This window comes from Idiomarina aquatica (assembly GCF_003987185.1).
GTDB lineage: Bacteria > Pseudomonadota > Gammaproteobacteria > Enterobacterales > Alteromonadaceae > Idiomarina > Idiomarina aquatica.
On sequence record NZ_PIPS01000003.1, the window covers coordinates 306,779 to 325,013 of the forward strand.

An 18,235-nucleotide genomic window follows, 5' to 3' on the forward strand; every position below is an offset into this window, starting at 1 on the left:
GGTTATAACGTCGTTTTGCCTACAAGAGGTGCTTATGCGCAAGGTGTTACTGTCACTTACCATACTGGTATTGCTGGTGCCAACGGTGCTGGCGAAAAGCTGGGATGTCTATGTCATCAGCGCAATGCACGGCTACCATAAAGACCACCCAAGCTTTAATTACGACCATCTTTATAAGGTGGTTGAGCGGTTGGAGCCCGACCTTGTGGGGGTTGAGATCCGACCCGAAGATATCGGTGAGGACTCTCGCTACCTAAACGCCAATTATCCGCTCGAAATGGTCGAGTTGGCGCAACGTTTTTCGGGTCGAGTGTTTGGTTTTGATTGGCTCGGTGATGCGATTACCGGACAACCGATCCCCAAAAACTATTGGCAGACGCTAACGGTTAAAAAACTTGAGCGGGAGTTAGATAAAGAGCAAGCCGTAATGGCGCGACGACCGCCGAAATTAGATGAACTGCAATCACAGCAGCAAGCGTTGTTGCAGAGCGCGACGGTCGAAAGTCTGATGGACGGACGCTATGGGCAACTGACACGTGCCATTGATCAGCAACAACAACTGTGGCTCGGCAAAACTCGTTACCAGGCAATATTGGACTTTAACCAGCGACGCGATGAAAAGATAGCGGAAAACATCGTCCGCGTCATGAATGCGCGCAGCGGCGGCACTCTGGTCGTTGTGACCGGTGCCGACCATCGTACGTTCATTGTCGAAAACCTGGAGCGAGCGTTTGGCGCTGGTATCAGAGTCCATCAGTCATTGCCCGTTACTTCAGTTGTTCATTAAGGCTGTTTGCCGAGCATTTTAATAACAACTGTTTTAATACACAGCGACTCTCGCTGTCGCAGCAGCGAATGTCGCTGGCAACCAACTGCCGTTGTTGCATCAGCCGCATCAACTGGCTTGATTCAATTTCCAGGCGGACACGGTTATTTTGTTGAGGACGCATACCTTGTCTCCTCGCGAAAACGTTCCAGATGTAAATGCCGGCAAGCTTTTTCGGCTAACGCCTGAAATCCCCGCAAACGCTTTAGATTGTCGTCCGAGTCGGCCTGTTCCAGCCAATGCGCCAGTTGTTTAAACAGAGCATGGTAGGTACTCAGCGTATCAGCATGGTGTTGCAGGCGAAATTGCACGCCCATGATGATGAGGCTGGCAGTGACGTAATTTTGCTGTGCATTGGCGCCGAGCACCTCATCGTCACTGGCCGCAAGAGCCGATGCGCGCGCTTTCGTTAACAGCCGGAGGGCATTATCAAGTTGCCCTTGCTGCAATTTGCCGGAAGCCGCATGGAACATTTGATGAAAGCGATGATTCTCGACGATAGCGCATGACATAGTAAAACCCTACTGATGGTTGACGATGACCCAACAATAGTACAAATGAGAATCGTTCGCAACAATGAATTAACGCTTTGCGCCAAACAATATCTTGTCGCTGTTGAACAGTGCCACAAGCAACCAGAAGCCGAAGAAAATTAACGTCGTCCACCCCATCGTGGACCAGCTCCAGAAGTCGTCGTCGCCCAGTAAAAGCTCACTGACCAGCCAATACATACCAAGTGCTAACAGCATCGAAGGCAACAGCACCAGGACAATCAGCAAGGGGATTTTAATGTGCTCGTAAATACGTTTTAACATGACGAAACTTATGGGTTGAGGATAAGTCGCCAGTATAGCCTTTAGTAAGGTTCAGTGTCAGTACTCATACAAGCGACGCGACTACAGGGGTTACACTTGTGAGAGTAACCATTCAATCATCTGGTCACGACTTGTTTCTGAGTAATGAACCTTTTGCCAGTCACCGGAGTAGCATTTAGGTGCAATTTTGAACGCATGTTCTTGGTTGGCTCCAACAAAGTAGTGAATATGTTGCGGTATTCCCGCAGGAAAAAGTTCATTCAGTGTCTGGATACTGTGTTCCGGACTCACCAATGGATCGTTTTCCGCGAACATAAGAAGCAATGGGGCCGTTGTTGCTTGTAGGTAACTATCAGGCGAGAAATCTTTGATTATCTTTAACTGTTTGAGGTTGCCCCACCAACCAAACCAAGAAACAAAGCGGAGCGTCCAATCCACATTGCTTGTGGCTTTCCGGTAGGCGGCCTTCTCATCAAGATCGTCGTCGCACTGATAGCCGCTGGCATAGTCATTGATTAACTGCTCACGGACGCTGAAGGTTGGGCCGGCCATGCTAATACCACCGGCAAACAGCGCAGGGTATTCCGCTAATGCGATTTGTGTAATCCACCCCCCTTGGCTATGTCCGGCAACAAACACCTTTTTAGGGTCAACCCAGTCTTGGTTATGCAAAAACCGGGCGACGTTAGCTGCGTCAACGGCTCTTTGCTCAAACGACGTGTTATACCAGGTGCCAGAAGATTTTCCCGTTCCCCGCTTGTCAAACGACGCTATCGTGAACCCCTTTTTAAGCAGTGGTTCTTCAAAAAAGAAGCGTAAGAACTTTTCATAGGTGCGTGTCGTTGAGAACTCACCAGAGCCAAAAAGAAACAGAACGACCGGTCCGGGCTCATGAGATTCAGCGGGTCGGGAGACCTGTAAATAAAGGTTCTCATTTTCACTCTCGACGAAAAAAGATTCTCGTATCGGAGCATCAATGGGTTTTGCAACGACGGTATAGGTCGCCATTAATGCAGCAAAACTGATCGCAAAAAAAATGATAGAGCGTTTCATAGGTGATCCTCATCACGATGGTTAATAACACGTCTATTCTTGTGGAACGAACAAATATTGTGCAGTTAATAAGGGTTAATAATCCGGATTAACATTTTTTAATATCGCATCTGTCGCGTTTTGCCGACATTGTCGCCAGAAGCAAAGCAAACTAAACTGGAACCCATCGCGATTTTAGTAATAATTAGCTACTTAGTTTAACAATCAAGCGGGTGTAAGGTGTCTCACAGCTATAAGTTCGGTCAGTGGCAATATGTACCGAGTGACTCTCAGCTCATTAACAGTCATGGAGAGCGTGTTACTATTGAACCGAGGCTCGGACGCCTTATCGAAATTTTCTGTACTCATCCCGGAGAAAAACTGAGTCGAGACTTTCTACTGCGCGAGGTTTGGGCGCCCCGTGTGGTTTCAGAAGAAAGCTTGACGGTGGCCATCAGTCAGTTGCGAAAACAACTTGATCCGGAAAACTCAGCAGCTTATATCCGAACCATTCCCGGTCACGGGTACTTGTGGAAACCAACCACAGAAAAAGTCGACGTATCAAAACAAAAAACGCGTTATTCAACGTCGTTGATTGCCGGCATGGCTCTGGCCGTGATTGCCGTAGCTGTTACGCTCATGTTGTTATTGATACCCGATGGGCCGGTTGAACATCACGCGTCAGCAAACACCGTGTTCGAAGAGAAATTACGTCGGGCTAATGAGCTGGTCGCCAATGGAGGTGATAATGATGAAGCCATTCGCCTGTATCGTTCGGTGTTAAAAGATGCGCCAAATGCTGATGCATATTTAGGTCTTACCCGCGCAAAACTTGCAAGGATATCGCGACACGATATCCCTGCTCACTCGGAAGAACTGATCCAACTTATGAAACGGGCGCTCGAAGAAAATCCAGACGTAAATGAGGGCGAGTGGCTGTTAGGTATGCTGTATTTTTATGGTGACTGGAATTTTCCGGAAGCCAAACGGCTGTTGCTTAATGAATACAATAGAGGCAACCGCACCCCGCGCTTTTTGCTCGAGTTTTCTGAAGTTATGCTGGCGTTAGGTGAGTCCGAATTAGTGGGTAGCGCAATTCGTAGCCTTCGGGAAAATCACCCTGAATTTTACTCGGCTCCCATGCTGGCCTGGTTGCACTTGATGCAAGATCAACATCAAAAAGCGGCGAGAGAGATAGAGCGCATACTTGCTGCTGAACCAGACAGCTATAATTTGCACGTTTCTGCGCAGAATACGGCATATCTTAATGGTGACTATGGAAAAGCCTGGTACCACTTAAAAGCTCTGATTGATGATGCGGATATTCCTCAGCAGCAGAAAAACAGGCTCGAAGCCGTCTATCAAGAGCAGGGACTCGTGGGCGTGCATGCTGAGTTAATGAAAAAACCGCTCTCCGAGCGACTGGGTCATTACCGGTCGCCAGTATCCAATGCTCGTCATGCGATCGTTGCGGGGTACTACGACGACGCCATTCGGTTTTTATCTGAAGCCATAAAAAACCGTGAATGGGAAGTGCTTTGGCTACTTGCTGATCCCCATTATGACCCGTTGCAAGCTCACCCAGGGTATACCGCTCTGGTTGCCGAATTTAAAAGGCTGACAAAGGCACATTAACAATTATTAATTTTTCTTTATCGACCTTTATTAGGGTTTCTTTGCGCAAAGAGGAATCCTTATGGCTTTCTTAAACGGAGAAAGTCATGAAAACATCATTGTCGGTTTGTATTGCACTCGTCGCTTTTTTATTCAGTCATTGCGTATCAGCAGACTGGCTAGGTTTCAAAGGTCATCAACAGCGTAACCTGGCTTTGAATGTGCCCGTTATCACCAGTCCACGGCTAGCAAAGCCACTTGATTTACCAACGCTGACCGTCGCATCGCCGCTGATTCATGGTGAACAGATTATCCTCGGCGGATTAGATGGGGTGATTTATAGTTTTTCGCGCGATAGTTACCGATTAAATTGGTTGACGCCAACAGGTGCTGCGATTCGGTCAACGCCCACCATCGTCGATGGTACTGGGTATGTGTTGAATGAAGCCGGAAAATTTCTTGCGTTTGATACGGCATCAGGAAAAATTAGCTGGGAATTTGTGACCCAAGGCGAATCTCGTTTTACTGCTCATGGCTATCTCGGTATTAAAGCAGATGAGCCTATTACCGATCCTTGGGATTACTTTTCGTCATCACCGGTTATTCATAACGAACTGGTCATTTTTGGTAGTAGTGACCAACATATTTACGCCTTGAATAAAACCGACGGCAGTGAGGTATGGCGTTTTAAAGCGCGAGACTTGATACACAGTTCTCCGGCCATCTGGGGTGAGTTACTTATTGTCGGTGGCTGGGATGGTACGTTGCTGGCGTTAAACCTAAATAGTGGCCGCGTAGTTTGGGAGTTTGAAACCGGCAAAGACCCAGATACGAAAATTTGGCAAGGTATTCAGGCTAGCCCTGCGGTTTACCGAGACCATATTTATGTTGGTAGCCGGGACGGCTTTATGTATAGGCTTGATGCGGCGTCGGGGCAGGAAGTGTGGCGATATGATATGGCGCGTTCATGGGTTTTGACAACAGCCGCCGTGGATGATGAGTTTGTCTATATCGGTTCATCCGATACTGGTTTCGCTATCGCTCTTAATCGCCTAACCGGTGAAGAGGTGTGGCGCTATGAAACCGGTGGCTGGAACTACAGTTCACCGATACTGTTCAACAACGCCGTTATCTTTAGTTCGGCTTTAGGTAAAGTTGTTGCGTTACAGCGAGATACTGGTGATGAGCTGTGGAAATTGGAGTTAGGTGCTCTTGAATCGGACACTTATCAGGTTTTAACCCAAGATAGTAAACTCGACTCGAATGCGCATAATGGCACCCGTGATAGCGCGCTTTACGGTCTTATGCATCGGGTGCTGGCAAGTGGGGGATTTCTCGCTTCTCCAGCCTGGTCAGAAGGCAAGCTGTACCTGTTGAGCACGGCTGGAGAGCTTTATGTGCTGAGCGAGCGCCAGAACTAGCATTGTGGAAAGACAGCTTCCCAATAGTCAAAGTAATGTCGAGCCCTTGCTTTTGAAAGTGTTGTCGAGACTTCCTGTTGAAAAGACCTGACGTGTTCAGTCTTTTTTAGTCGGCAGGCAACTACAGCCGCTTCATGAAACGCCCTTGCGCGCAGCCCCATGGCTGAGAAGGGTTCGAAATCCGAGTCTATTCGTTGCTCGTTCAGTCCTGCTCTCCAGGAGGGGGATTGACCTGCTGGAATAGACTCCGCGAGATCACGCCAACGCTTTAAAAGCGAGAGAGATGGCGCTTCGTGGAACTGGTTATATTTGAGCTTTAAAACATCGTACTCGAGATTGTTATCGACGCGTTTGATGCGTTTGAGAATGTCTCTCAACCAGTCCGTGTCAAATCCCCGGCTATGCGCATGCGAGGAAAACAGATTGGCCCAGGCAATGGCGTATAGGTCTTTTGTTTTCTCATACTGTTCTATAGTGCTCGCCGCCGGCAGAGGAAATTGTGATGAGGGCGTTAACGTCACCATGTCACTCGTTTTTAATACCCGTTCAAGATCGGGCTGATGCATATAACCCACGACCACAACAATTCTTTTCCCGGGGTTACGTTTTGCGATCGCTTCGATGTTTCTCGCTTGAAAAAACGTTCGGTAAAGATAAAGCCGACGGGCAGCTTCAGCTTGTAACGATGAGACAGGTGTATCCATCCAGGCGGTCAATTTTTTCCTCATCGCTTGTTGATCGGCAATGTGGAAGCCTTTAACCCAGTCGAGTTCTTCGTCACTAAAACTTAGAAAACTGCGCCAGCCGGCACTTGGCCGAATTAAAGGCGTATGGAATAAATCGAAACCAAACATAAGCTGGCTGTCTTGAGCCGTCGGCTCCCAATCAAAAGGTTGTAGACTAACTCCCAGTTCGTCCGCAAATGGTATTATGATGCCCTGAATTTCATGAGTGAAGTCATAATAATTGCCTGAGTTAAAGCGCTCTTGTGTTAATTCAACTGCGATAACATCGGGCTCGGCAGCAGCCAACCAGGCTCGGAGCACTGCGGGACGATACTCTTTAACAAACAGTTGCGCAGAATGCGATACACCTAAAATGATCACTTCTGCTTTTTCGTCATGTGTTTCTTTTGCCAGAGAGACTTTCATGATCTCCAGCCAAAGCAATAATATAATAGCTATGATTTTCAATATGGTTGCCATAACGTTATTTCCCTACGATTGTCGATAAACAAGCTGATGAGAATAAGCATTCCTCCCTCAAAGGCGAGTTAAAGACCATAAAGAAGTATAAATCACGAGGTTTTGCCTTTCTTAACCCGCGCAACGGCTAAAAAGTCGTTAACCTTTGCACCTTTGATGTTTTCAACGTAGAGGAAGTCAACTCAGTCATGAGTAACCGCCCCCAACACACCCGAACAGCAGACGTCGTCATTCGTAAGATGCAGGCCCATGAAATGAGTGCTGTAGCAGATATCTGGTTCGCAGCATCGGTTCAGTCGCATGATTTTGTGCCGCGGGAGTTTTGGTCAGCCTTGCTGCCAACACTCACCACCGAGTATCTTCCCTCCAGAGATACGCAGGTGGCGGTATTAAAATCCAAAGTAGTCGGCTTTGTTTCCCTGTTTGAGCATCACTTGGATGCTCTTTTTGTATTACCGTCACTTCAGGGGAATGGCATTGGAAGTAAGCTATTAACCTGGGCATTAACGCAGGAAGAAAATCTAAGCGTTTGTGTTTTTAAGAAGAACGACAGGGCATTAATGTTTTATCAACGCCATGGTTTCGTGCATCAATACGGGCGTATTGAAAGCAATACCGGTGAAATAGAATTAAAGCTTGTCCACAAGCGCGAATAACAGTTTGTTCTTAGATTAAAGCTCTACGGCTGAAAACAAATCTTCAAGGCGTATTTGTGAGAGCTATAGAATAGAACGCATGCTGGAACAGCACCGACACTCGTGTCGGTTTGAACCAACAAAAAAGCCCCGCACAAAGTGCAGGGCTTCTTCAGAATAGTGGTGCCCGGAGGCGGAATCGAACCACCGACACGAGGATTTTCAATCCTCTGCTCTACCGACTGAGCTATCCGGGCGACGAGGCGTATTAAACGTTTTTTTGAGTTCCGAGTCAACCGATTTTCTAAGGTTTTTTACTGTTTGCTCAGTAAATCACCGTTTTGCGGTTAATCGACGCTCAAATAGGTACTTCCGGCCAGGCAACGCTCGTAAAAGTTGGTCCAGCGCACGCCCTCACGCGGTGCCAGCTTACCTTTACGAACCTGACGGTCGATTTGCTTTTTCACGGTTTTGGCCATCGACTCGGTATTGTATTGCATGGTCTGCAGTACTTTTTCGGCCGAAGTGCCCGGAACCACCTCTTCAATGTAAAAGTCCCCTGGTTCGTCGTCGTGGCAATAAACATGAACTTCGGTCAGGCGGCCAAACAGGTTATGCATATCACCCATCACATCCTGATAGGCGCCGGTCAGGAACAACCCGACATGGTAGTCCTCGCCCTTTTTCAGCGTGTGCATTGGGATGTTATCGCTGATTTCGGTGCCTTCGATGTATTTGCTCAGCTTACCGTCGCTGTCGCAGGTAATGTCCGCAATCGAACAACGTACCTGCGGCTTCTCATCAAGCCGGGAAATGGGGACGATCGGCAGTACCTGACCAATCGCCCAGGTATCCGCGGCCGATTGGAAAATGGAGAAGTTACACAGATACTGGCTGGCGAGCATGTCTTCCAGTTCTTCCAACTCCTGAATAAACTGATTCTCTTCGTCCAGTGAGTGATGAATGTCTGTCAGTATGCGCCAGTACATGGTGTCCAGCTTGGCCATTTCCGGTAACGACAAAATGCCGAGCTTGAACGCCTCGTAGGCATTCTGCTTATAACCAGCGGCGTCATTGTAACGTTCTTGCGGATGGTACTGGTCACCGGATAAATACAACTCACGCATATTCTTAACCAGAATATGCTCATTGTCGCTGGCGCTGACATCAAAATCGGTTCCGGCGGGTTTGATTTCACCAACGATATTGGTCACCACGCAACTATGATGGGCGGTCATGGCTCGTCCGCTTTCGCTGACGATGTTCGGATGGGCGACGTTTTCCAAATCGCAGATCTGTTTAACGCCCCAAACGACGTCGGCGACGTATTCTTCGGTGGAGTAGTTGCGCGAGGAGTCGGTGGTGGAACTGGTACCGTCATAGTCAATACCGAGGCCGCCGCCGATGTCCAAATATTCCAGCGGAACGCCTTCTTGCACCAATTTTGCGTACAAACGAGCACCTTCGGTCACCGCTTCTTTGATCTTACGGATGTCCGACAACTGACTGCCAATGTGAAAATGCAGTAATTTGGCGCAATGCAGCATATCTTCTTCACGCAGACGTTCAATCACGTTAAGAATTTCGGCAATGCTGAGACCGAATTTGGCGCGGTCACCACTGGAGCCTGCCCATTTGCCCGAGCTACGCACCATCATTTTTGAACGCAGACCAATCATTGGCTCGACACCCAACTGCTTGGCGAGCGGGATCAGCATTTCCAATTCGGAATATTTCTCGATCACGATGATCATTTTCCGGCGCAACTGGCGGCCTAACAACGCCAGCGTTAAGTAATCTTTATCTTTATAGCCGTTCAGAATGGTCAGTGCGTTAGGGTTGTCATTGTATGCCAATACCGCCATCAGCTCCGGTTTTGAACCCGCTTCCAGGCCATAATCATAGGGTTCACCGGCATCCATGATCTCTTCGACCACTTCGCGCATCTGGTTTACCTTGATTGGGAATACACCGCAGTATTCGCCCTGATAGTCCGCATCAGCAATCGCTTGTGCGAAGGTTTCGTTGATGATTTCAACTTGTGAACGCAAAATGTCATGAAACCGAATAACCGCCGGAAACTCGATGCCTTCGGCTTTAATTTCTTCCACCACATCGTTCATGTCGATGGTGATATCCGGATAGCGATGGTTCGGCGCAATTTTGATGTTGCCGTTTTCGCCAATCGAAAAATAGCCGGCACCCCAGCGGTTAACACCGTAGAGTTCTTCGGCCTGTTCAATATTCCAGTCTGACATTAAGCGTTTGCTCCTGACTGCTCAAGTGTTAGTAAAATTTCCCGAACAATTTTTGCTGCAAAAACGTCGGAATTACCGGTTGGATCAATTTTCGGTGACAGCTCAACAACATCAGCGCCGACAAAGTTTTTGCCACACAGGATTTTCATTAAACTGACAAAGGAGTGAAAGTCTTCACCGCCCGGTTCCGGCGTACCGGTGCCCGGCAAAAACGAGGGATCGAAGTAGTCCAAGTCCAGCGTCAGATAAATAGGACGATGCGCTGCGATGTCACGTACGCTGTCCAGGAACGCCTGGCGTGACTGACGGATGGTGCCGTGCTCTTTCATCCATTGGTATTCATCGCGGGTTCCGGAACGAATGCCGTACTGTATCAGTTGATGGCCATCACCAAAGTGGTCATAGGCGCGACGGATAATCGAGGCGTGCGAAAAATGATAGCCGAGGAACCCATCGCGTAAGTCAGCATGCGCGTCCAGGTGCAATAACACCAAGTCCGGAAACTCTGTTAGGTGTTTGACGATCGGTGCATAGGAGATCGAATGCTCGCCGCCGAGCGTCAGCACCTTGGTTTTTGTGCCTTTTAGCTGGAGCGGTTCGAAGATGGCGTTAAAGTCTCCGACGGCATGGTGCCATTGGGCTTCGACGTCGTCGTCAAAGCCCAGGCGAAGGTTGCCGAGGTCGAAGAACTCATAGTCTTCAAGATCGGCATCTAAGTAGGGTGAGTACGACTCGATGTCTTCAGATACGGCACGTAAACCGTCAGGGCCTTCTTTCGTGCCTTTACGGAAGCAAGCGGTGCCGTCAAACCCGAAACCGATTAAATGAGTATGGCCCGGGCGAATCGAAAACGCACGCTCGGCGCCAAAAAAAGGGCGGCTCGGATCGTTGGTCGGAACCGGCAAAGGGATCTGAGACATAAACGCTCTCACCTCACTGTTGATTATTTCTGTGTCGCCTTATGGCGTTCCTTTTTGACCGGATTAAACAGTTTGGTCTGTATATCGATCAACTCCTGGCTGAGTTTTTTACGCTCCATCCAGGTATCCTGTAATGGCGTTTGCGTTAACTCATTACGCTCAACACCGGCCATAACGCCGGTTTCACCGCGGCGGATCAGTTCCACGGCATGCACACCCAGACGCGTGGCCAAAATACGATCCATGGCTGTCGGTCTTCCACCACGCTGCACGTGCCCTAACAGACAAGGCCGGCAGGGAAAATTCAGCCGATCTTCCAACTGCTCTGCTAAGTGTACGGCACCGCCCGGCCATTGGTTCTCACATAATACCATGACATAACTGGAATCGCCGCGAACCCGGTGTACGGCTTCGATGTGTTTAACCAGCGCATCGACGGTCAGCGGTTTGTCTTTTTGCAACTCCGGCAAAATCATGCGTTCTGAGCCACAGGCCATCGCACTGCTGATGCCGATATATCCCGCGTTGCGGCCCATGACCTCGACAATAAACACACGGTCCATCGCTTCGGCAGTATCGCGGATTTTATCCAGCGCATCCATGGCCGTTTCTACGGCGGTGTCATAGCCAATGGTATTGTCGGTACCATACAAGTCGTTGTCGATGGTTCCGGGGACGCCAATAATAGGGCCTTGCCAAAATTTGGCAAGATGATTTGCGCCACGAAATGATCCATCGCCGCCGATAACAATAAAACCGTCGATCTGATGGGCATCGAGGTTCTCAGCCGCTTCACGCGCGCCGTCGTCGGTTTTAAAACGCTCGCTGCGGGCACTTTTAATGATGGTACCCGAGTATTGCAGGATATGTTCAACCTGCTCGCGGCCCAGCTTCACAAAGTCATTGGTCAGCAGGCCCTCATATCCATGGCGAAAACCAATGACTTCGATACCGTAATGTTCGGCCGTGAGCACCACCGCGCGAATGGCGGCATTCATTCCCGGTGCATCACCACCACTGGTAATTAATGCAATTCGATTAATAGCGTCAGAAGATGACACGATCTTTACTCCTTGATAATGTCTTAGCGTTAGCTTACCTATAGTGTCATGGCATACCAAGAGGAAATTTGATGTCCAGTGCAGTAACACGCTTTGATTACCGACAACTTTTACAATGGGCCGATGAAAGTTTGCAACAGGCCGGCGCTTCCGGAGAGATTGCCCGTCATGTGGCATTCTATCTGCTGGAAGGCGATTTGCTGGGCTATTCGACCCATGGCCTGATTCGTTTGTTGAATAACTGCCAGTGGTTACAGCAGGGCAAAAGCCTGGGTAAAGGCCAGCCGACCGTGGTCAGTGAGCGCGCCGCGGTGGCACACTGGGACGCCAATCATTTGCCGGGTCCTTATGTGGTGCCGCAGGCCATCGAAGCGGCAACGGCCATGGCGAAGCAGGCCGGTACCGGCACTATTGTGATTCGCCGCAGTCAACATATTGCAGCCTTGGCGGCTTACCTGAGCCTGGCGACAGAGCAGGGCATGGTAGTGAGTCTGATGTGTTCAACTCCGGGGCAGCGAGCGGTGGCACCATTTGGCAGTAAGCAAGCGATATTTTCACCTAACCCGTTTGCCCTCGGGGTTCCCAGTTCCGGTCAACCGCTGCTGCTGGACATCAGTTTTTCCATGACAGCGGCGGGCAAAGTTCGCCAGGCTAAAGCCAATGACGTCGCCTTGCCTTATCAAGCGTTAATTACCGAACAAGGCGAATGGACGGACGATCCGGCCAGTTTCTTCGCCGAACCACCCAGTGCTATTGCGCCGTTAGGTGGACAAAAATTGGGTTATAAAGGCTATGGGCTGACATTATTCAGTGAGATCCTGACGATGGCATTGAGCCAGTACGGTCGCCGTCAGGGCGGCAACGACGGCGACGCCAACTCGGTTTGGGTACAAGTGATTGACCCCAGTGCATTTGGTCCACAAAAAGCGTTCCTACAGCAAGTGGACGATATGCTGGAGGATTGTCGTCAGGCGACCCCAATTGATGCTAATGAGCCTGTGCGCATTCCCGGGCAACGAGCGTTACAACGCAAAGCGCAACAACTGAAGCAGGGCGTTGCCTACAGCGCAGCAACGATGAAGGTGTTGCAACGCTGTGAGGAACTGGTTGGGGTAACGTTACCCACAGCGCTGTCAGACGGAGCTTAAGAATTTATGGCTGCAAACGCTGTACTGTCCATTGTCCCGCGTCGAGCTGGTAAAGGAAACGATCGTGCAGACGGTTGCGGCCACCTTGCCAGAATTCAAATTCGGTGGGTTTAATCAAATAACCGCCCCAATGCCCGGGACGCGGAACTTCCTGGTCTGCGTACTGTGCCATGAGCCGTTCAAATTGTTGATCCAAGGTTTCGCGGCCACTGATTGGCTGGCTTTGCTGTGACACTAACGCGCCCACCTGACTGGCCTTTGGACGGGCATGGAAATAGCGATCGTTCTGCTCATCCGTTAATGGCTCAACCTGACCCTTGATGCTGACCTGACGTTCCAGCGGCAACCAGGAAAAATGGGCACAGATATTGGGGTTTAGTGCCAGATCGCGGCCTTTGTGGGACTGCTTGTTGGTGTAAAAACGCAGTCCCTGCGAGTCATGGCCTTTTAACAACACCACCCGTTGGCTTGGACAACCTTCACCGTCAACGGTGGCAATGGTCATGGCCGTTGGGTCGGCACTCAACTCTGCATCAATCGCCTGTTGCAACCATAAAGCAAACTGTTGATGCGGGTCATCATGTAATTGCTCGCGTTTTAACGTTCCGAGACCGTAGTCGCGGCGAATTTGCTCAAGATCCATTCCGTACCTCTTAATAAAAAACGGTTGCCGTTAGCGTTGATCAGGATAGCGCTGACGGATTTTTTCGATGGCATCCAGGTTATCCAGCATCAGCCCGACGATTTCTGGGTCAAAAAACTTACCGCTGTGTTGCAGAATATAATCCGCCGCCGATTCCATCGTTTGCGCTTCTCGATAAGTGCGATCGGTGCGAATGGCATCGTATTGGCTGGTGATGGCCAAAATTCGTGCATTCAGATCAATATCACGGCCTTTCTTCTGACTTGGAAAGCCTGAACCGTCCCAGCGCTCATGAATATCTTGCGCAATTTTGGCGGCAAGATGGGCAATTTCGGTATCGGTCTGGTTTAAATAGTCATGGCCTTTTATGACCTTTTGCATGATGTCTTCATAATCATGAATACTCAGTGCATCGGCGCGCTGGGCCAACTCCATTTGCACCGAAACCTTGCCAATGTCATACACCGACGCCGCCAGTTTCAGTTGCTCGGCATCGTCGAATGAAGCGCCGGTATAGATGGCCAGTTGACCGGCCATTTCGGCCGAACGCTTAACATGGTGGCTGATTTGTTCCACCGAACGTTTATCAATGGCTTCACCAACGCTGTAAAGCAGTTCACGCTGTTGCGCCCGTTCAGTATCACGGCTGTACAAATTATCGATAGCAATCGAACTATTATTCACGAATAAGCCAAGTAAGTTCTGATCCAGCTCAGATAACTCGCGAACACCTTTTATAAACAGTAAATACTGGCGTTCGCCTTTGGTCTTGTAGAGACCGTAATAATTATTATCGTGAATACGGAATTCGACGTGGTTTGGACTGCGTTGCAACTGCTGAATTAAGTCCCAGTCAATATCCTGCTCTACCGGTTTGCCTATCGCCAGTTCGTAGTCGCCGGTGCCGCCAATGATCTCGAAATGGTGATTGCCCTCAAGCGTGGCGGTCAGTCCTTCTGCTTCCGTCGAGTCGGTTCGGCAGTACATGGCGTCATCGGAGTGTGTGATCAACGCCACCAGTTGTTCCAGTATGCCCTGACACAGACCGTGCATGGACTTCGCACTGAACACCTCGGCAGAGGCGTTAATGACCTTTTCCAACCCGCGTTTGTTGCGCTCGATGGCGTTCAGATCGCGATAGGCCCGCAAGCAGGAATACATTAAGGTTACCAGCTTGCGGTAGGTCAGCTCAGTTTTTTCTTTGTAGTCATCAATATCGTAGCGCGCAATGACGTCTTCTTCCGGAGCCTGACCGGGCTGACCGGTGCGTAATACGATACGGATCAGCTTGTTTTTTAAGTCCTGTCGGATCCAACGTGCGACTTCCAGTCCGGCGTGGTCCGTTTCCATCACTACATCAAGCAACGTCATGGCAATGTCACTGCGCTCACGAAGGATTTTCTTCGCCTCGCTGCCGGAATAGGCTGAGTTAAAATTCAGCCGGTGACCATCAAGTTTAAAGTCACTGAGTGCCATGCGGGTGATGGTGTGGATCTCCTCATCGTCATCGACGATGAGGATTTGGAAAGGCTCAGCTTCGTCCTTGATTTCGATTTCCGGTTCGTCTTCGGAAAACAAAAAGTCGTCGTTCATGGTTCTGTGTCTCCCTCACCTGATGGCCGATATTAGCGTGACTGTTGATAGACCTTTTCGCCGGCTATGTAGGTTTGCTCAACTTGAATTTGCCACAGCGCACTGTTGTCAATCGCAAACGGGTCTTGGTCAACCACAATAAAGTCGGCCCATTTACCGGGTTCCAGTGAACCTAAATCCTGTTCCTGCCAAGCCGCATACGCAGCATCAATGGTAAAGGCTCGTAGTGCCTGTTCGGTCGACATGGCTTCTTCTGCATACCAGCCGCCCTGCGGTTGATTTTGGCGGTCCTGACGGGTGACGGCTGCATGTAAGCCATAAAAAGGATTCGCCAGTTCAACCGGGAAGTCAGAACCTGCGGCTACGATGGTGCCTTGTTCAAGCAGGGTTTGCCAGGCATAGGCACCTTCCATACGGTCTTTACCAAGGCGATCTTCTGCCATGTTTTTATCGCTGGTGGCGTGGGTAGGCTGCATTGAGGCAATGATGTTGAGGTCTTTAAAACGTTTTAGATCTTGCGGGTGTACAATTTGCGAGTGTTCGATGCGATTACGCAAATTGCGGCCGCCGATGCTGCCAAATTTCTCAGCGAAGGCATCAAGGGCAAGACGGTTGGCGCGATCACCAATAGCGTGAGTGTTAATTTGGAAACCGTGCGGAATGATGAGCTCATAGAGTGCATCAATATCTTCCGGTGAGGTGACCAGTAAACCATGATTGTCGTGGTCATCGCTATAAGGTTCGAGTAGGGCGGCGCCGCGACTTCCCAGCGCTCCGTCGGCATAAATTTTTACGCTGCGAATGGTCAGCTTATCATCGGCGCTGACAAACGGGCCCTCAGCAAGCAATTGGGGCAACTGTGGTTCGGTTGCGGCGATCATGGCGTAGATACGCAGCGGTAATTGCCCTTGATGTTGCAGACCCTTATAAATCGATAAGTCAGTTGCCGGAACGCCAGCGTCGTGAACGCTGGTAATCCCCAACGCCAATAAGTGTTCAAAAGCCAGCGCAAAGGCTTTTTTCTTTTCCGCTGCGGTAGGCTCTGGAATGATGCTTTCCACCAGCGCCATGGCATTGTCGATCAACACCCCGGTTGGTTCGCCGTTAGCATCCTTGATGATTTCTCCTCCATCGGGAGCAACGGTGCCGGCGTCGATGCCGGCCAGTTCAAGGGCTTTGCGGTTGGCCCAGCCGGCATGCCCGTCAACACGGGTAAGGTAAACCGGACGGTCGCTAACCACTTCATCCAGTTGGCTGGCATTCGGGAAACTGCGGCTTGGCCACTGCTCCTGGTTCCAGCCGCGACCGGTAATCCAGGCTAATTCAGGTTGTGCTTTCGCGTAATCGGCGACACGGCTGACGGCATCATTGACGGATGTCGCGTCACGCAGATCGACCTGCAACAGACTCATGCCAAGACCGAGAACGTGGCCATGGGCGTCGGTGAGTCCCGGCAGTACGGTTTTGCCCTGCAAATCGACTTGCTCAAATTGCTGGTATTTGCCAACGAGTTCGCGGTCACCCAAAGCAATGATGCGGCCGTTTTGAACCACCAGTGTCTGAAACTGCTTTAATACCGCATCTTGACCCGCAGGACTGGTCAGCGTGTAGCCGTTGGCATTGGTGTACACTTTTTGTGCCGCAACGGGCGAAGAAATGAGCGTCAATGCCGCGATACCACCGGCAGCACACAGGAATTTTTTGAACATACACAACCTCATGTTGGTGTTTAAAGCCACTATAAATCCTAATGGCGTAAAATTGTATCAGGAGATAGTATTATAAGTTGTGTGTCTTTTTAACGTTTATCATGTAATTCGTCGATAGTTTAACAAACACTCTTGCTCAGAGAGCGAATTCAGGTATGCTAAAAGTTAGTGTGGTTGTCGCAAGATTTGGAAAAAAACATGAAAATTCTGATTATTGACCCGTCGTTTTTCATGCGCGCGGGCCTTATACAAGTATTGACGAATTATGCGACGCAACCGTCGATTTTTGAAGCGGAGTCCTTTAGCGTTGCAGAAACTTACTTGTCCTCTGATGAATTCAATTTGGTCTTCATCGAAATGGATTTGCCGGACGAGGAAATTCGTCCTGCTTTGCAACGTTTAAAACGGCTCGCTCCGCGTGCCCATTTAGTGCTTTTTACCCAAGCCCGTGCAATGAGTGATGTGCGCCAGGTAATGTCTGCCGGGGTGCGCAGTTACTTGCCAAAAGACTCTTCTGCAGAGCAGGCAAAATTAGCGATAAAAAGTCTGCTTAACGGCGATCGCTACTTGCCGGATGACCCCTCGCTGAATGAACCACGTCAGCGCAGCAGTGGTGCTGAAACCTTTCTATCGCCTCGACAACTGGAAATCATGCAGTTGTTGGCGCAGGGCTTATCCAATAAAGAAATTGCTAATATCCTCGGGATTACAGAAGGTACGATTCGTGTCCATCTGTCGGCCATCTTTAAGGCGATCAAGGTGTCTAATCGTACTGAAGCCACACTTTGGTATCTTCTGCGTCAGAAAAAGCTTGTTGATTGAGCCTTATGAGCTTAGATAAGCTGTTGGAACAACTTGAATCCTGTCAGCATGCCCCGACCGAAAAGTGGGATCCACCTTATTGTGGTGAAATACCGCTGTGCATCAAAGCCAACGGGGACTGGGAATACCAGAACAGTAAGATAGAGCGGCCTCGGTTGGTAAAACTATTTGCGTCGGTGTTGGTGCGTGAGCAACAGGACTACTACTTGGTGACACCGGCCGAAAAGGTGAAGATCCAGGTAGAGGATGCGCCTTTCATTGTAACCGAATGGCGGCAGCTTGAAGTGGCCGGACAACCGGCAATAGAAGTTGCGACAAATATTGGCGAGCGATATATTCTTTCGGCGCGGACACCACTGGTTGTGGAGAAGGGTGTACCCTACGTGTGCTTACCAAGAGGTATGACCGCCAAAGTCCACCGTAACGTATATTATCAATGGGCAGAGCTGGCTCAGCATGCGCCTAATAACGAGTTTGTTATCCATAGTGCAGGTCAGGCGTTTACGCTTGGACAAGCTTAATTAATAGGGAAT

At 49.7% G+C, this 18,235-nt stretch carries 18 protein-coding genes and 1 tRNA gene; 7 read left to right on the top strand and 12 right to left on the bottom strand.

Going from position 1 to position 18,235, the window contains the following annotated elements; all coding sequences use genetic code 11:
* Positions 1 to 34 precede the first annotated feature (34 nt).
* A complete protein-coding gene (locus CWE23_RS10845; protein WP_126820255.1) occupies positions 35 to 787 on the top strand; it encodes a hypothetical protein in 753 nt (250 codons plus the stop codon).
* Here CWE23_RS10845 and CWE23_RS10850 read toward each other — a convergent pair.
* The 4 genes from CWE23_RS10850 to CWE23_RS10865 all read right to left on the bottom strand — a co-directional run bounded on the left by CWE23_RS10850 (position 768) and on the right by CWE23_RS10865 (position 2,694).
* Positions 768 to 950: a hypothetical protein gene (locus tag CWE23_RS10850; RefSeq protein WP_105307105.1), complete on the bottom strand. Its 183-nt coding sequence runs from the start codon at positions 948 to 950 to the stop codon at positions 768 to 770. The genes CWE23_RS10845 and CWE23_RS10850 overlap by 20 nt on opposite strands.
* Entirely contained in the window at positions 931 to 1,338 is a 408-nt protein-coding gene (locus CWE23_RS10855; RefSeq protein ID WP_126820256.1) for a hypothetical protein, read from the bottom strand. Before CWE23_RS10855 ends, CWE23_RS10850 begins: the two co-directional genes overlap by 20 nt.
* Before the next feature lie 69 nt (positions 1,339 to 1,407).
* Positions 1,408 to 1,641, bottom strand: coding sequence for a hypothetical protein (locus tag CWE23_RS10860; RefSeq protein ID WP_126820257.1), 234 nt, complete (start codon positions 1,639 to 1,641; stop codon positions 1,408 to 1,410).
* 90 nt (positions 1,642 to 1,731) lie between these two features.
* Entirely contained in the window at positions 1,732 to 2,694 is a 963-nt protein-coding gene (locus tag CWE23_RS10865) for an alpha/beta hydrolase family protein (protein WP_126820258.1), read from the bottom strand.
* A 219-nt stretch (positions 2,695 to 2,913) separates the two neighbouring features.
* Here CWE23_RS10865 and CWE23_RS10870 point away from each other — a divergent pair, with 219 nt between their 5' ends.
* Both CWE23_RS10870 and CWE23_RS10875 read left to right on the top strand, forming a co-directional pair.
* Entirely contained in the window at positions 2,914 to 4,308 is a 1,395-nt protein-coding gene (locus CWE23_RS10870) for a winged helix-turn-helix domain-containing protein (RefSeq protein WP_126820259.1), read from the top strand.
* An 86-nt stretch (positions 4,309 to 4,394) separates the two neighbouring features.
* Positions 4,395 to 5,708, top strand: coding sequence for an outer membrane protein assembly factor BamB family protein (locus CWE23_RS10875; RefSeq protein ID WP_126820260.1), 1,314 nt, complete (start codon positions 4,395 to 4,397; stop codon positions 5,706 to 5,708).
* Here the strand turns inward: CWE23_RS10875 and CWE23_RS10880 are convergent.
* On the bottom strand, positions 5,705 to 6,913 hold the full coding sequence (locus CWE23_RS10880) for a hypothetical protein (protein WP_126820261.1): 1,209 nt from the start codon (positions 6,911 to 6,913) through the stop codon (positions 5,705 to 5,707). The genes CWE23_RS10875 and CWE23_RS10880 overlap by 4 nt on opposite strands.
* A gap of 188 nt (positions 6,914 to 7,101) precedes the next feature.
* Here CWE23_RS10880 and CWE23_RS10885 point away from each other — a divergent pair, with 188 nt between their 5' ends.
* On the top strand, positions 7,102 to 7,569 hold the full coding sequence (locus tag CWE23_RS10885; protein ID WP_126820262.1) for a GNAT family N-acetyltransferase: 468 nt from the start codon (positions 7,102 to 7,104) through the stop codon (positions 7,567 to 7,569).
* Positions 7,570 to 7,729: 160 nt separating this feature from the next.
* Here the strand turns inward: CWE23_RS10885 and CWE23_RS10890 are convergent.
* The 4 genes from CWE23_RS10890 to CWE23_RS10905 all read right to left on the bottom strand — a co-directional run bounded on the left by CWE23_RS10890 (position 7,730) and on the right by CWE23_RS10905 (position 11,787).
* A tRNA-Phe gene (locus CWE23_RS10890) sits at positions 7,730 to 7,805 on the bottom strand.
* A gap of 90 nt (positions 7,806 to 7,895) precedes the next feature.
* Entirely contained in the window at positions 7,896 to 9,806 is a 1,911-nt protein-coding gene (gene speA / locus CWE23_RS10895; protein ID WP_105307073.1) for a biosynthetic arginine decarboxylase, read from the bottom strand.
* The gene (gene speB, locus CWE23_RS10900; RefSeq protein ID WP_126820263.1) at positions 9,806 to 10,726 is read right to left on the bottom strand and encodes an agmatinase; all 921 of its coding nucleotides are present in this window, start codon (positions 10,724 to 10,726) and stop codon (positions 9,806 to 9,808) included. The genes speA and speB overlap by 1 nt, the downstream gene beginning before the upstream one ends.
* A gap of 23 nt (positions 10,727 to 10,749) precedes the next feature.
* Positions 10,750 to 11,787, bottom strand: coding sequence for a 6-phosphofructokinase (locus tag CWE23_RS10905; protein WP_105307071.1), 1,038 nt, complete (start codon positions 11,785 to 11,787; stop codon positions 10,750 to 10,752).
* Positions 11,788 to 11,858: 71 nt separating this feature from the next.
* On the opposite strand from CWE23_RS10905, the gene CWE23_RS10910 reads away from it, so the two are divergent.
* Complete coding sequence (locus tag CWE23_RS10910) at positions 11,859 to 12,935, top strand: Ldh family oxidoreductase (RefSeq protein WP_126820264.1); 1,077 nt, start codon at positions 11,859 to 11,861, stop codon at positions 12,933 to 12,935.
* 4 nt (positions 12,936 to 12,939) lie between these two features.
* Here the strand turns inward: CWE23_RS10910 and pdxH are convergent, their stop codons facing one another.
* Genes pdxH through CWE23_RS10925 form a run of 3 tightly spaced genes read right to left on the bottom strand, consistent with a single transcriptional unit; the run spans position 12,940 to position 16,880 of the window.
* Positions 12,940 to 13,578 carry a pyridoxamine 5'-phosphate oxidase gene (gene pdxH, locus CWE23_RS10915; protein WP_105307069.1) on the bottom strand — a complete coding sequence of 213 codons (639 nt, stop codon included), beginning with the start codon at positions 13,576 to 13,578 and terminating at the stop codon, positions 12,940 to 12,942.
* 30 nt (positions 13,579 to 13,608) lie between these two features.
* Positions 13,609 to 15,171 (bottom strand): response regulator, encoded by a 1,563-nt coding sequence (locus tag CWE23_RS10920; RefSeq protein WP_105307068.1) that lies wholly within the window; start codon positions 15,169 to 15,171, stop codon positions 13,609 to 13,611.
* A gap of 32 nt (positions 15,172 to 15,203) precedes the next feature.
* A complete protein-coding gene (locus tag CWE23_RS10925; protein ID WP_126820265.1) occupies positions 15,204 to 16,880 on the bottom strand; it encodes an amidohydrolase in 1,677 nt (558 codons plus the stop codon).
* Between the two features lie 198 nt (positions 16,881 to 17,078).
* On the opposite strand from CWE23_RS10925, the gene CWE23_RS10930 reads away from it, so the two are divergent.
* Together CWE23_RS10930 and CWE23_RS10935 are read left to right on the top strand one after the other, a co-directional pair.
* Positions 17,079 to 17,702 (top strand): LuxR C-terminal-related transcriptional regulator, encoded by a 624-nt coding sequence (locus CWE23_RS10930; RefSeq protein ID WP_105307792.1) that lies wholly within the window; start codon positions 17,079 to 17,081, stop codon positions 17,700 to 17,702.
* 5 nt (positions 17,703 to 17,707) lie between these two features.
* Positions 17,708 to 18,223 (top strand): DUF1285 domain-containing protein, encoded by a 516-nt coding sequence (locus CWE23_RS10935; protein WP_126820266.1) that lies wholly within the window; start codon positions 17,708 to 17,710, stop codon positions 18,221 to 18,223.
* Positions 18,224 to 18,235: the final 12 nt, after the last annotated feature.

Bases quoted from the DNA above. Each gene is read 5' to 3' on its own strand.
- CWE23_RS10920 (WP_105307068.1), bottom strand. From the start codon at position 15,171: ATGAACGACGACTTTTTGTTTTCCGAAGACGAACCGGAAATCGAAATC.
- CWE23_RS10855 (WP_126820256.1), bottom strand. From the start codon at position 1,338: ATGTCATGCGCTATCGTCGAGAATCATCGCTTTCATCAAATGTTCCAT.
- CWE23_RS10925 (WP_126820265.1), bottom strand. From the start codon at position 16,880: ATGTTCAAAAAATTCCTGTGTGCTGCCGGTGGTATCGCGGCATTGACG.
- CWE23_RS10935 (WP_126820266.1), top strand. From the start codon at position 17,708: ATGAGCTTAGATAAGCTGTTGGAACAACTTGAATCCTGTCAGCATGCC.
- CWE23_RS10880 (WP_126820261.1), bottom strand. From the start codon at position 6,913: ATGGCAACCATATTGAAAATCATAGCTATTATATTATTGCTTTGGCTG.
- CWE23_RS10865 (WP_126820258.1), bottom strand. From the start codon at position 2,694: ATGAAACGCTCTATCATTTTTTTTGCGATCAGTTTTGCTGCATTAATG.
- CWE23_RS10860 (WP_126820257.1), bottom strand. From the start codon at position 1,641: ATGTTAAAACGTATTTACGAGCACATTAAAATCCCCTTGCTGATTGTC.
- speB (WP_126820263.1), bottom strand. From the start codon at position 10,726: ATGTCTCAGATCCCTTTGCCGGTTCCGACCAACGATCCGAGCCGCCCT.
- CWE23_RS10845 (WP_126820255.1), top strand. From the start codon at position 35: ATGCGCAAGGTGTTACTGTCACTTACCATACTGGTATTGCTGGTGCCA.
- CWE23_RS10910 (WP_126820264.1), top strand. From the start codon at position 11,859: ATGTCCAGTGCAGTAACACGCTTTGATTACCGACAACTTTTACAATGG.
- CWE23_RS10850 (WP_105307105.1), bottom strand. From the start codon at position 950: ATGCGTCCTCAACAAAATAACCGTGTCCGCCTGGAAATTGAATCAAGC.
- CWE23_RS10930 (WP_105307792.1), top strand. From the start codon at position 17,079: ATGAAAATTCTGATTATTGACCCGTCGTTTTTCATGCGCGCGGGCCTT.
- CWE23_RS10885 (WP_126820262.1), top strand. From the start codon at position 7,102: ATGAGTAACCGCCCCCAACACACCCGAACAGCAGACGTCGTCATTCGT.
- CWE23_RS10875 (WP_126820260.1), top strand. From the start codon at position 4,395: ATGAAAACATCATTGTCGGTTTGTATTGCACTCGTCGCTTTTTTATTC.
- speA (WP_105307073.1), bottom strand. From the start codon at position 9,806: ATGTCAGACTGGAATATTGAACAGGCCGAAGAACTCTACGGTGTTAAC.
- pdxH (WP_105307069.1), bottom strand. From the start codon at position 13,578: ATGGATCTTGAGCAAATTCGCCGCGACTACGGTCTCGGAACGTTAAAA.